The sequence below is a fragment of the Mesorhizobium sp. L2C084A000 genome, from assembly GCF_000502875.1.
Lineage (GTDB): Bacteria > Pseudomonadota > Alphaproteobacteria > Rhizobiales > Rhizobiaceae > Mesorhizobium.
Genome location: NZ_AYWX01000013.1, coordinates 171,800 through 184,346 on the forward strand (window position 1 = coordinate 171,800; position 12,547 = coordinate 184,346).

13 protein-coding genes are annotated in these 12,547 nt (G+C 63.3%); 5 read left to right on the forward strand and 8 right to left on the reverse strand.

The features are described 5' to 3' along the window. Positions 1 to 27 precede the first annotated feature (27 nt). The 3 genes from X735_RS141710 to X735_RS141695 form a co-directional block, all read right to left on the reverse strand. Positions 28 to 1,182, reverse strand: coding sequence for an ABC transporter permease (locus X735_RS141710; RefSeq protein WP_023813183.1), 1,155 nt, complete (start codon positions 1,180 to 1,182; stop codon positions 28 to 30). Beyond that, on the reverse strand, positions 1,179 to 2,057 hold the full coding sequence (locus tag X735_RS141705) for an ABC transporter permease (protein ID WP_023813184.1): 879 nt from the start codon (positions 2,055 to 2,057) through the stop codon (positions 1,179 to 1,181). Before X735_RS141705 ends, X735_RS141710 begins: the two co-directional genes overlap by 4 nt. A 367-nt stretch (positions 2,058 to 2,424) precedes the next feature. After that, positions 2,425 to 3,216 carry an ABC transporter ATP-binding protein gene (locus X735_RS141695; protein ID WP_023813186.1) on the reverse strand — a complete coding sequence of 264 codons (792 nt, stop codon included), beginning with the start codon at positions 3,214 to 3,216 and terminating at the stop codon, positions 2,425 to 2,427. Between the two features lie 127 nt (positions 3,217 to 3,343). On the opposite strand from X735_RS141695, the gene X735_RS141690 reads away from it, so the two are divergent. Then, positions 3,344 to 3,748 carry a cupin domain-containing protein gene (locus X735_RS141690; RefSeq protein ID WP_023813187.1) on the forward strand — a complete coding sequence of 135 codons (405 nt, stop codon included), beginning with the start codon at positions 3,344 to 3,346 and terminating at the stop codon, positions 3,746 to 3,748. Positions 3,749 to 3,783: 35 nt separating this feature from the next. Here X735_RS141690 and X735_RS141685 read toward each other — a convergent pair whose 3' ends face one another. The 3 genes from X735_RS141685 to X735_RS141675 all read right to left on the reverse strand — a co-directional run bounded on the left by X735_RS141685 (position 3,784) and on the right by X735_RS141675 (position 6,921). Then, positions 3,784 to 4,119, reverse strand: coding sequence for a hypothetical protein (locus X735_RS141685; protein WP_245273279.1), 336 nt, complete (start codon positions 4,117 to 4,119; stop codon positions 3,784 to 3,786). Between the two features lie 38 nt (positions 4,120 to 4,157). Continuing rightward, on the reverse strand, positions 4,158 to 5,609 hold the full coding sequence (gene hydA, locus X735_RS141680; protein ID WP_023813189.1) for a dihydropyrimidinase: 1,452 nt from the start codon (positions 5,607 to 5,609) through the stop codon (positions 4,158 to 4,160). A 61-nt stretch (positions 5,610 to 5,670) separates the two neighbouring features. After that, a complete protein-coding gene (locus tag X735_RS141675) occupies positions 5,671 to 6,921 on the reverse strand; it encodes a Zn-dependent hydrolase (RefSeq protein ID WP_023813190.1) in 1,251 nt (416 codons plus the stop codon). 121 nt (positions 6,922 to 7,042) lie between these two features. Between X735_RS141675 and X735_RS141670 the strand changes: the two genes are divergently transcribed. Then, positions 7,043 to 7,681 carry a TetR/AcrR family transcriptional regulator gene (locus X735_RS141670; protein ID WP_013530908.1) on the forward strand — a complete coding sequence of 213 codons (639 nt, stop codon included), beginning with the start codon at positions 7,043 to 7,045 and terminating at the stop codon, positions 7,679 to 7,681. A 112-nt stretch (positions 7,682 to 7,793) separates the two neighbouring features. Here X735_RS141670 and X735_RS141665 read toward each other — a convergent pair whose 3' ends face one another. Continuing rightward, the gene (locus X735_RS141665) at positions 7,794 to 9,122 is read right to left on the reverse strand and encodes an aspartate aminotransferase family protein (protein WP_023813191.1); all 1,329 of its coding nucleotides are present in this window, start codon (positions 9,120 to 9,122) and stop codon (positions 7,794 to 7,796) included. Positions 9,123 to 9,348: 226 nt separating this feature from the next. Between X735_RS141665 and X735_RS141660 the strand changes: the two genes are divergently transcribed. After that, positions 9,349 to 9,984, forward strand: coding sequence for a TetR family transcriptional regulator C-terminal domain-containing protein (locus X735_RS141660; protein WP_023813192.1), 636 nt, complete (start codon positions 9,349 to 9,351; stop codon positions 9,982 to 9,984). Positions 9,985 to 9,988: 4 nt separating this feature from the next. Here the strand turns inward: X735_RS141660 and X735_RS141655 are convergent, their stop codons facing one another. Continuing rightward, entirely contained in the window at positions 9,989 to 10,876 is an 888-nt protein-coding gene (locus X735_RS141655; protein WP_023813193.1) for a helix-turn-helix transcriptional regulator, read from the reverse strand. A gap of 103 nt (positions 10,877 to 10,979) precedes the next feature. On the opposite strand from X735_RS141655, the gene X735_RS141650 reads away from it, so the two are divergent. Together X735_RS141650 and X735_RS141645 are read left to right on the forward strand one after the other, a co-directional pair. After that, positions 10,980 to 11,822 (forward strand): SDR family oxidoreductase, encoded by an 843-nt coding sequence (locus tag X735_RS141650; RefSeq protein ID WP_023813194.1) that lies wholly within the window; start codon positions 10,980 to 10,982, stop codon positions 11,820 to 11,822. Then, a complete protein-coding gene (locus X735_RS141645; RefSeq protein ID WP_023813195.1) occupies positions 11,822 to 12,544 on the forward strand; it encodes an SDR family oxidoreductase in 723 nt (240 codons plus the stop codon). The genes X735_RS141650 and X735_RS141645 overlap by 1 nt, the downstream gene beginning before the upstream one ends. The last annotated feature ends 3 nt before the right edge of the window (positions 12,545 to 12,547 follow it).

Consider the following 12,547-nt stretch of genomic DNA (forward strand, 5'->3'; position numbering starts at 1 on the left):
GAAGTTAGTGCCCTAAACCCACCGCCCCTATCCACCACGGACAGAGGGATGCCAAAACGTGACGGCTCTTTCGACAAGAGCGACCACGCCATAAAAGACCGAACCCGCAAGTGCTGCAACTGCGATTTCGGCCCAGACCATGTCGATGTTCATCCGCCCGACCTCGGTCGAGATGCGGAAGCCCATGCCGACGACAGGCGTGCCGAAGAACTCGGCGACGATGGCCCCGATCAGCGCCAGCGTCGAGTTGATCTTCAGCGCGTTGAAGATGAAGGGCGCGGCTGCCGGCAGCCTGAGCTTCAGCAGCGTCGGCCAGTAGCCCGACGCATAGGTGCGCATCAGGTCGCGCTCCATGTGGCCGGAGGCGGCCAAGCCGGCGACCGTGTTCACCAGCATCGGGAAGAAGGTCATGATGATGACCACCGCCGCCTTGGACTGCCAGTCGAACCCGAACCACATCACCATGATCGGGGCGACGCCGATGATCGGCAGTGCCGAGACCATGTTGCCGATCGGCAAGAGGCCGCGCCGCAGGAACGGCACGCGATCGGCGAGGACCGCGGTGATGAAGCCGGCGCCGCTGCCCACCACATAGCCGAAGATCACCGCCTTGAAAATGGTCTGCCTGATATCGGCGCCGAGCACCGGCAGCGAACCGGCAATGCGTGCGCCGATGGCGCTTGGCGGCGGCAGCAGGATGAAGGGTATGCCGGCCCCGCGCGTCACCGCTTCCCAGATGATCAGTATCCAGGCGCCGAAGATGGCCGGGATGATCAGGCGCAGCGCGGTGCGAGCCCATTTGGCGAAGGGACGCAATGATGACAGCACCGCCACGCAGCGCCAGCCAAGCAGCCAGGCACCCGTGAGCAGCAGGAAATAGGGCGCCCGTGCCAGGCCCTCGAAGCCGGCGATGCCGCCAATCAGCAGCCAGGCGACCAGATGTGCGCCGATGAAAAGCACAACCGCTTCGACGACGGACGGTATTCTGGCCATCGTGATCAAGGCAACAAGAAGCAGCACGCCGAAGATCAGCCAGTTCGTCGCCACATAGGGGTATATCAACGTCCCTGAAGGCTGCGCCAGTGCATCGACTTTCGGCGCGGCGATCGGGCCGAGCGCCACAGCGATCAAGCACAGCGTGATCGCCAGCACCGCTTGCCAGGAGGGTTTCAGCCGGTTCATGCCGGCCTCCCGCCCATGGCGCGGTCGACGAGGCGCCCGGCAATGCCGACCACCATGACCAGAAGTGCCGCCACCACAGACCCAGCAACCAGCGCCGACCAGATGTCGATGGACTGGCTGTAGTAGGCACCGGCCAAAAGCTTGGCGCCGATGCCGGCGACAGCGCCGGTCGGCAGTTCGCCGACGATGGCGCCGACCAGGCTTGCCGCGACCGCCACCTTCATCGATGTGAACAGGAACGGCACCGAGGCCGGCACGCGCAACTTCCAGAAGGTCTGCGCACGACTGGCATTGTAGGTGTGCATCAGGTCGAGATGCATGATCTCGGGCGAGCGCAGCCCCTTCACCATGCCGACAGTCACCGGGAAGAACGACAGATAGGTCGAGATCATCGCCTTCGGGATCAGGCCGCTGATGCCGATCGCCCCCAGCACGACGATGATCATCGGCGCCACTGCCAGGATGGGAATGGTCTGCGAGGCGATGATCCACGGCATCAGGCTACGGTCGAGCGTCGCCACATGGACAATGCCGACCGCAATGATGATGCCGAGCGCCGTGCCGAAGGCAAAGCCGAGCAGCGTCGACGACAGCGTCACCCAGGCATTGTAGACGAGGCTGCGGTTCGAGGTGATAGGCCGCAGGAAGGTGTTCTCGAAGAAATTCACCGCCACCTGATGCGGCGCCGGCAATGTCGGCTTCGGCTGCGACAACGTCTTGCCGATGAGTTCGCTGAACGTGGAGGTCTCATTGGCACGGCGGTCGAGATCGCGCTGGAACGGTGTGTTGAGGATGACAGCGAAGACATACCAGAGCACGACCACCCCAGCGAGGATCGAGGTGACGGGGATGAGTTTGTCGCGGAAGGTGTCCATCTAGCGGCCCTCGCCCGCGAGGCGTGCGCTCTGCGTAACGCGGGCGGCCCACCACGCCTTCGTCATCCTAGGGCGAAGCAAGGAGCGAAGCGACGCGGCGCAGACCCTAGGATCCATGCCGTTACCTCTGTGCTCCGCAACGGTGCGGAACAAGGCTCCCTGTGCCTCGCCCTGCTTGGCCGATATTCTGAACCGTTTTTGCCCTTCGGCGCACGTCGCGGCATGGATCCTAGGGTCTGCGCAGGCCGCTTCGCGCCTGCTCCGCCCTAGGATGACGAAGGTCTGGTGGGGCGCTCCCTCTTCGCACTCCGCTTCGCGGCGCCCTAGGATGACGAAGGCGTGGGTGGCCGCTCGCTTGCCAGGGCGCTCAATCATCATAGCTATGCCCTGCCCGCAGCCCGTCGCGCACGCGCGCTGCGATCGCCAGAAACTCCGGCGTCTCGCGGATGTCGAGCGGCCGCTCTCTCGGCAGCGTCGATTCGATGATGTCGCTGACGCGGCCCGGGCGCGGTGACATGACGACGATGCGCGTCGACAGATAGACGGCTTCCGGAATGGAATGCGTGACGAAGCAGATGGTCTTGTTGGTGCGTCCCCACAATTCCAGCAATTGCTCGTTGAGATGATCGCGCACGATCTCGTCCAGCGCGCCGAACGGCTCGTCCATCAGCAGCAGGTCGGCGTCGAAGGCCAGCGCACGGGCGATCGAGGCGCGCTGCTGCATGCCGCCCGAGAGCTGCCAGGGATATTTCTTCTCGAAACCAGAGAGGTTGACGAGGTCGAGCGTGCGCTTGATACGCTCGCCTTGCTCCGCCTTGGACAGACCCATGATCTCCAGCGGCAGCCCGACATTGCGCTCGATCGTCCGCCACGGAAACAGGGCGGCGGCCTGGAAAACATAGCCATAGGCGCGTTTCTCGCGCGCCTGTTCTGCTGTCATGCCGTTGACCGAAATCGTCCCCGAGGTCGGCTTCTCCAAATCGGCGATGACGCGCAGCAGCGTGGTCTTGCCGCAGCCCGAAGGCCCGATGAAGGAGACGAACTCCCCTTTGCCGATGGTGAGATCGACATTGGACAGCGCCTGCACCGGCCCGTCATTGGTCTGGAAGGTCAGTCCGAGTTTGCTTGCCGCGACGACGGCTGGCGAAGTCCCCGTCATCGGCTGCCGCCTGCCTGTTTCCGTCCCTGCGGCGGCTGGAATCCGATTGCTTTTATCGCGACGTTGTTTTCCACTCGCCCTGTCCCATTGGTCTTGTCCCACTCGATCGACGCCCGGAGTTTCCCCGATGTCGCCCAAACCCACTTGTCATCTTATCCGCCCTGAAAGCACTTATGAAGGCAAGCAGGGATTGACCTATTTCGCCGGCATTACCGCCGAAACCGTCGGCGCCTCCGGCATCTGCATGCACATGCTCACCATCCCGCCCGGCGCGCGCGCCAAGGCGCATATGCATGAGAGCCACGAGACGGCGATCTATGTGCTCTCCGGCGAAGTCCACACCTGGTACGGCGACCGGCTCGAGCATCATATCGTCACCAAGGCCGGCGACCTTTTCTATATTCCCGCCGGCGTGCCGCATCTGCAGGCCAATCTGAGCAGCGCCCCGTCTTCGGCCGTCATTGCGCGCACCGATCCCAACGAACAGGAAAGCGTCGTCCTGCTGCCGGAACTGGATGCGCTGGTCGCGTGAGGCCAGCATCGACGGAATGGCCGCCATCGGCACCGTCACGAACATAATTGCAGCGGCCCCATTTCCTCAAGGCCGGGGATGGTGACGAAGAAACCATCCTCCCCCTTGTTGGTGACCATGACGGTTTCGATTGTCGTTCCCGCCTCGCCTTCCGCCGAACAGGTCGCGCCAAGCGATTGCGCGCCCAGCACCGATGTCAATTGCTGTGTGAACCGGCAGCCGCTGCCATAGGTCTCGACGCCTTCGGCGGTCAGCACGATATAGGCATCGCTCTCCTGATAACCGGCTTTGACGCCGGCGCAGCCGACATCATTGCCCCAGGAGCCGGCCAGTAGGCCGTCCGCTGCTGCCGGACCTGAGGCAGTTGCCATCAGGACCAACGAAATGAGCGCGGCCGAACGCGCCAAGCTCAAACCCCGGTCGCCGGGATGCCGGTGCGTTCCACCTTGCGCGGCGCGGAGATTTCCTTCCACGTCGACAGCGCCCGGTTGACCGCCGCATTCGGCTCGCGGCCGACGAATTCTCCATGCCCGGGCTTGGCCTTGATCTCGGCCTCCTGGATCGACAGTTCGCCACGCGAGAACACGAACCGCGGCAGACCGGTCACCTCGAACCCTTCGAACACATTGTAGTCGATGACGGACTGCTGCTGCTTAGAAGTGATCTTCTTCTTTCGCTTGGGATCCCAGACGACGATGTCGGCATCCGCGCCTTCGACGATGGCGCCCTTTTTCGGATACATGTTGAGGATCTTGGCGATGTTAGTCGAGGTCACCGCGACGAACTCGTTCATCGTCAGCCGGCCAGTGTTGACGCCTGTGGTCCACAGCACCGGCATGCGGTCTTCGAGCCCGCCGGTGCCGTTCGGGATCTTGGTGAAATCTCCGACGCCGTTGCGCTTCTGCTTGGTGGTGAAAGCGCAATGGTCGGTCGCCACCACCTGCAGCGAGCCCGCCTGCAGGCCCGCCCACAGCGAATCCTGGTGCAATTTGTTGCGGAAGGGCGGGCTCATCACGCGGCGCGCCGCATGATCCCAGTCTTTGTCGAAATACTCGCTCTCGTCCAGCGTCAGGTGCTGGATCAGCGGTTCGCCGAACACCCGCATGCCCTTCTGCCGCGCCCGGCGGATCGCCTCGTGGCTCTGCTCGCAGGAGACATGCACGACATAGAGCGGCACGCCGGCCATGTCGGCGATCATGATGGCGCGGTTGGTCGCCTCGCCTTCCACTTCGGGTGGCCGTGAATAGGCGTGGCCCTCGGGGCCGTTGTTGCCGGCAGCCAGCAGCTTCTGCGACAGGGCGGCAACGACGTCGCCATTCTCGGCATGCACCAGCGGCAGCGCGCCGAGATCGGCGCAGCGCTGGAACGACGCATACATCTCGTCGTCGTCGACCATCAGCGCGCCCTTGTAGGCCATGAAATGCTTGAACGAGGTGATGCCCTTGTCGACGACAGTGGCCATCTCGTCGAACACCTGCTTGCCCCACCAGGTGATCGCCATGTGGAAGGAATAGTCGCAGGACGCCTTCGAGGTCTTGTTGTCCCACATCTGCAAGGCTTCGAGCAGCGACTGCTGCGGCGCCGGCAGGCAGAAATCGACCACCATCGTCGTGCCGCCGGAGAGCGCCGCGCGCGTGCCGGATTCGAAATCATCGGCCGAATAGGTGCCCATGAACGGCATTTCGAGATGGGTGTGCGGGTCGATGCCGCCCGGCATGATATAGCAGCCGGTGGCATCGAACTCGTGGTCGCCATGCAGGCCCGAACCGATGGCCACGATCTTGCCGTGCTGCATCAGGACATCGGCCTTCCAGGTGCGGTCGGCAGTGACGATGGTGCCGTTTCGGATGACTTTGGTCATTGGTTGTTCCGTTGTTCTTGCCGCGCTTCTTACGAGCGTCGTTTGAAGGTAGATTCTAAGCTCACTCCACGATGACAGCCGTCTCCACCACCGCGTGGAACAAAACGTCCGCGCCCGCCGAAGCCCATTCCTTGGTGATCTCCTCGGCCTCGTTGTGGCTGAGGCCATCGACGCAAGGGCACATCACCATGGCGGTGGGCGCGACGCGGTTGATCCAGCAGGCGTCGTGGCCGGCGCCGGAGACGATGTTGCGGTGGGAATAGCCGAGGCGTTCGGCGGCATCACGGATCGCCTTGACGCAGCCGGCATCAAAGGTCACCGGATCGAAAGCACCGACCTGTTCGATCTCGTAGCGAATGTCGAGTGCATCGCAGATCGTGTCGATGCCTTCGCGGATGCGGCCGTCCATCGCGTCCAGCACTTCCTTTTCCGGCGAGCGGATATCGACGGTGAAGACGGTGCGCCCGGCGATGATGTTGCGCGAATTGGGATAGACCTCCATGTGGCCGACCGCGCCGACGGCATCGGGCTGGTAGTCCATGGCGATCTCGTGCACCAGTTCGATCACCCGCGCCATGCCGAGCCCGGCATTGCGGCGCTTGGGCATCGGCGTCGAGCCGGTGTGGGCTTCCTTGCCGGTCAGCGTCACCTGCAGCCATTTAAGGCCCTGGCCATGGGTGACGACACCAATGTCGATATCTTCGTCCTCGAGGATCGGACCCTGTTCGATATGCAGTTCGAAGAAGGCGTGGATCTTACGGTCGCCGACCTTCTCGCTGCCCTTCCAGCCGATGCGCTCGAGTTCCTCGCCGAATTTCTTGCCCTGTTTGTCGACATGCCCGTACACATCGGCCTGGTCGAGCACGCCGGCGAACACGCCGGACGCCATCATCGCCGGCGCGAAGCGCGAGCCCTCCTCGTTCGTCCAGTTTGTGACGACGATCGGATGTTTGGTCTTGATGCCGAGATCGTTGAGAGAGCGCACCACTTCAAGCCCACCCAGCACGCCGAGCACGCCGTCATACTTGCCGCCGGTCGGCTGCGTATCGAGATGGCTGCCGACATAGACCGGCGGCAGGCTGGGATCGGTGCCTTCGCGGCGGGCAAACATCGTGCCCATTTCATCGACGCCCATTTCGAGCCCGGCCGCATCGCACCAGCGCTTGAACAGATGCCGCCCTTCGCCGTCTTCGTCGGTCACGGTCTGACGATTGTTGCCGCCGGCAATGCCGGGGCCAATCTTCGCCATCTCCATGATGGAATCCCACAAACGGTCTGAATTGATTCGCAGATTCTCGCCGGGTGCGGCCATCTTGAGTTCCCATCTACACCAGGGTTCTTGTCGCCCCTTGAGTGATTTACAGCTTGACCGTATGGTCAGCTTTTAAACTACACAACCTGACCAAGCGGTCAACTAGAATCTTGGGGTAGACATGGCAGAACCCACCCGCCCCATGCGGCGACAGGAGATCCGACGAGAGAATGAAAAAACCATTCTCGTCGCTGCCGAGAAGGTGTTTGCGGAGGCAGGGTTCGGCGGCGCCACGATGCAGTTGATCGCGGATCTGGCGGGACTGCCGAAGGCAAATCTCCACTATTATTTCGCCACCAAGGAAGAGCTTTACCGGTCGGTAGTTCAAAACATCTTTGAAATCTGGCTACAGGCGGCCAATTGCTTCGACGCGGCGCGCGGACCCATAGACGGCATCAGTGCCTATATCGACGCCAAGATGGAAATATCACGCCGCCATCCTGACGGCTCGAAGGTCTGGGCCTCTGAAGTGATGCACGGTGCGCCGGTGCTTCAGGACTATATGGAATCGACGCTGCGCGAATGGACGGACGGCCGCGTCGAGATCATCAGGCGCTGGATCGAGGAAGCCAAGATGGACCCGGTGGATCCGCGCCATCTGCTCTATATGCTTTGGGCTACGACCCAGCACTACGCCGATTTCGGTCACCAGATCGAGACGCTCAATGGCGGCAAGCCGCTGTCCGACCGGCAATGGCGGGAAGCCAAGGAAAATATCAAGCGGGTGATCCTGACCGGGATCGGCGCGTTGCCCGCCTGACTGTAACCGTTCGTTGCAGCAAAAGATCAGGTCGGCGCGCTGCCGCGCCGACCCCACCCGACCGCTTCGCGGCGACCCTCTCCTCCAGGGCGAGGGATATCGTGTCAGTCCGTCAATCGATGGACCTCAGCACTTCGCGCACATGGTCGATCAATTCGTTGATCTGGCCCTTGGTGATGATCAGCGGCGGCGACAGCGCGATGATGTCGCCGGTGGTGCGGATCAGCGCGCCGCGCTCGAACGCCTTGACGAAGGCCGAGAAGGCCCGTTTGGTCGGCTGGCCGGCGATCGGCGCCAGCTCGATCGCACCGATCAGGCCGATGTTCCTGATATCGATGACGTTCGGCTCGCCTTTCAGCGAATGCAGCGCGTCTTCCCAGTACGGCGCCAGCTCCTCGCCACGGGTCAGCAGGCCCTCTTCCTTGTAGGTGTCGAGCGTGCCGAGTGCGGCCGCGCAGGCGATCGGGTTGCCCGAATAGGTGTAGCCGTGGAAGAACTCGATCATGTGCTCGGGGCCGGTCATGAAGGCGTCGTGGATCTCCTTCTTCACGAACACAGCGCCCATCGGGATGACGCCGTTGGAGACGCCCTTGGCGGTGGTCATGATGTCTGGCGTGACACCGAAATAGTCGGCGGCGAACGGCGTGCCGAGACGGCCGAAACCGGTGATGACCTCATCGAAGATCAACAGGATGCCATGCTTGGTGCAGATCTCGCGTAGCCTCTGAAGATAACCCTTCGGCGGCAGGATGACGCCGGTGGAGCCGGCGACCGGCTCCACGATGACGGCGGCGATGGTGGAAGCGTCGTGCAGAGCGACGATACGCTCCAGTTCGTTGGCGAGTTCCGCGCCATACTCCGGCACGCCCTTGGTGAAGGCGTTCTTTTCCGGCAGATGCGTGTGCGGCATATGGTCGACGCCGCCGAGCAGCGTGCCGAACATCTTGCGGTTGGTGACGATGCCGCCGACCGAGATGCCGCCGAAATTGACGCCGTGATAGCCGCGCTCGCGGCCGATCAGCCGGGTGCGCGAGCCCTCGCCTTTAACACGGTGATAGGCGATCGCCATCTTGAGCGCTGTCTCGACCGATTCCGAACCGGAATTGGTGAAGAAGACATGATCCATGCCCTTGGGCGCCAGGTCGACCAGGCGGTTGGCCAGTTCGAACACGATCGGATGGCCCATCTGGAAGGCGGGCGCATAGTCGAGCTCGGCGGCCTGCTGTTGGATCGCTTCGGTGATCTTCGGCCGGCAATGGCCGGCATTGACGCACCACAGGCCGGCGGTGCCGTCGAGCACCTTGCGGCCGTCGCTGGTCGTGTAGTGCATGTCCTTGGCGGACACCATCATGCGCGGCGCCTGCTTGAACTGCCGGTTTGCCGTGAACGGCATCCAGAATGCGCTGAGATCGTTCGGCGTGACTTTCAGCCGGTTGGACATGACCAGGACTTCCCCTTGTAAACTGTTTCGCTGCGCCCAACGCTTGGTCTTTGCCGCGTTTTCATGCTACGCAAATTTTTGACCGATTGGACAAACGTTAGCACCGCCCTCTCGGCGGTCAAGGATTACTAGCGGAAATGCGGCACCTGAAGTGCGTTCCACAGGCTAGGGAAAAACTGGTCCAGAGAATTGGTCCAGACGACCCTCAACACGAGGGCTTGCAACGGTGACCATCGCCACGGACGCCCCCCGCCGCACCCGCATCCAGCAGGAAAAGCGCGAACTGATCCTGGAGGCGGCGCTCGAGGTTTTCTCCGCCAACGGTTTCCGCGGCTCGACCATCGACCAGATCGCCGAAGCCGCAGGCATGTCGAAGCCCAACCTGCTCTATTATTTCCGCCGCAAGGAAGACATCCACGAAACGCTGATGCAGCGCCTGCTCGACACCTGGTTGGCGCCACTGCGCGAACTCGACGACATTGGGGATCCCCTTACCGAACTGCGCAGCTACATCAGGCGCAAGCTGGAGATGGCGCGCGATTTTCCACGCGAGAGCCGGCTGTTCGCCAACGAGATCCTGCAAGGCGCGCCGCGCATCATGCCGCTGCTGGCCGGAGAGTTGAAGACGCTGGTCGACGAGAAGGCGACCGTCATCAAGGGCTGGATGCGCGCCGGCAAGATCGCCAAGACCGATCCGTGGCACCTGATCTTCTCGATCTGGGCAACGACGCAGCATTATGCCGATTTCGACGTCCAGGTCCGCGCCGTGCTCGGGCCGAACCGCGGCGGCGACGGCCGCTTCGAGGACGCGGCCCGCTTCCTGGAACAACTGTTTCTTGATGGGCTAAAGCCGAAGACCTGACGCTTCAGGCGCTGCGCCGCTCGGCCGGCAGCACGTCCAGCAATGTCTGCAGCTTGGCGACCGAATTCTGCTCGGCCAGCGGCGTGTAGACGATCAGCTTCATGTCCGAGCCGTCGCCGATCGACAGGCTCATATGCTCGAAGGTCATGGCGCCCGCGCTCGGGTGCCGGACATGCTTCACCCCCGACAATCGGTGCGCGACGTCGCGCTGCGGCCACCAGGCACGAAATTCGGGGCTCGAACGCGTCATCAACTCGATCAGCCGCTCGAAATCCGGATCGCCGACATAGCGGGCGCCCGCCGCCCGGAACGAGGCCAGCACGGTGCGCGCCAGTTGCTCCGAGTCGACCAGCAGGCGCCGGTGGTGCGGGCTGGTGAACACCATGTGGACGATGTTGCGGGCATCCCCTTCCAGCAGGCCATAGTCGCCGAACACCGCCACCGCCGCCGGGTTCCAGGCCAGCACGTCCCAGCGCCGCCCGACCACATAGGCCGGCTGCAGCACCAGGCTCTGCAGCATGTGCAGCAAGGGGCCGTCGACCCTTTCCGGCGCCACGGCACGGCGCTCCGGCTGCTGGCGGTCGGCAAGGATGAACAGATGCTGTTTTTCGGCGGCGTCGAGGCGCAGCGCTTCGGCAAGCGCGGTCAGCACCTCGACCGAGGGCCTGACCTCCCGCCCCTGCTCCAGCCATGTGTACCAGGTCGTGCCGACGCCGGCGATCATCGCGACCTCCTCGCGCCGCAGCCCCGGCGTGCGCCGCCTGAGGCCGGTGGCGATGCCGGTTGCCGATGGCGTCAGCCTTTCGCGGCGTGAGCGCAGGAAGGCGCCGAGTTCGCGCCGGCGGCTGTCTTCAGCGGAGTGGGTCGGAGCAGCGTGGGGTTGGGACTCCATGCGCTTATTATAGCAGTATTGATACCAGGATAAAGTTTGAACTGTTTGGCATCCGACAACTGTCCCATCTTCCGTTCAGAGCAACAGAACGGAGGCTCTGAACATGGAACTCAAAGACAAGACAATCCTCATCACCGGCTCGACCGACGGCGTCGGCCGCGTCGTCGCACAACGGCTCGGTGCCGCTGGCGCCCGCGTGCTGGTGCATGGCCGTGATGCGGCGCGGGGCAAGGCCACAGTCACCGAGATCGAAGCCGCCGGCGGCAAGGCCGAGCTTCTGGTCGCCGACCTCTCGTCGCTGGCCGAAGTGCGCCATCTCGCCGAGGCGGTGCGCGCCAGGACGGATCGGCTGGACATCCTCATCAACAATGCCGGCATCGGCACGGCGGGCCAAGGTGCCAAAAGACAGATCAGCGCCGACGGGTACGAACTGCGCTTCGCGGTGAATTATCTCGCCGGTTCCGTGCTGACATCGGAGCTTCTGCCATTGCTGAAGGCGAGCACGCCGGCCCGCATCGTCAATGTCGCCTCGGCGGGGCAGCAGGCGATCGATTTCAGCGATGTCATGCTGACCCGCGCCTATGACGGCGTGCGCGCTTATTGCCAGAGCAAGCTGGCGCAGATCCTGTTCACCGTCGATTTGGCCGAACAGTTGAAAGGTACCGGCGTCACCGTCAACGCGCTGCACCCCGCGAGTTACATGAATACCACCATGGTCCGGCAGGCTGGTGTGACGCCGTGGAGTTCGGTCGAGACCGGTGCCGAGGCCATCCTCAACCTCGCCGCCTCACCCGCGCTCGACGGAAAAAGCGGCCTCTATTTCGACGGCCTGCGGGAATCCCGTGCCGACGCCCAGGCTTATGACTCCAAGGCAAGGCAACAGTTGCGAGCCTTGAGCCTCGATCTCATCGGCACGGCCTCCCCCACATCGAAGGAAGACCATTGATGACCAAGACAATCCAACATGCCGTCATCATCGGCGGCTCGTCCGGCATCGGCCTGGCGACGGCACGCAAGCTGCTCGGCCCGGGCATGAAGGTGACCATCACTGGGCGCAATGAGGAGAAACTGAAGAGCGCTTGGAAAAACCTTGGTGGCGCTGCCGAGAAGGCTGCTTTCGACGCCTCGAAGCCGGATGAGGTCCGCCAGTTCTTCGAGAGCCTCGGGCCTATCGACCATCTGGTGCTGGCGGCCAGCGGCGGCAAGGGCCTTGGCCCCTTCTCGACGCTTGACCTGAGCGACATCGGCAGTGGCGTCGATGAGAAAGTCCGGCCGCAGCTGTCCTGCCTGCAGGCGGCCCTGCCGACGCTGAACAAGGCCGGCTCGGTGACCTTCGTCTCGGCGGTCTCGGCGCAACTCGCGACGCCCGGCGTTGCCGGCATCGCCGCCATCAACGGCATGCTGTTGACCGTGGTGCCGATTCTGGCGGTGGAACTAAAGCCGCTGCGCGTCAATGTTGTGGCGCCAGGCGTCATCGACACGCCCTGGTGGGATTTTCTGGCCGAGGAGCAGAGGCAAACGATCTTTGCCGACTATGCCGGCAAGACCCCGGTCGGCCGCGTCGGCCGGGCCGAAGACGTAGCCGACGCAATCGCCTTCCTCGTCTCCAACGGCTTCATGACCGGCCAGGTGCTGACCTGCGATGGCGGCCTGCGATTTGCGGCATAGGAA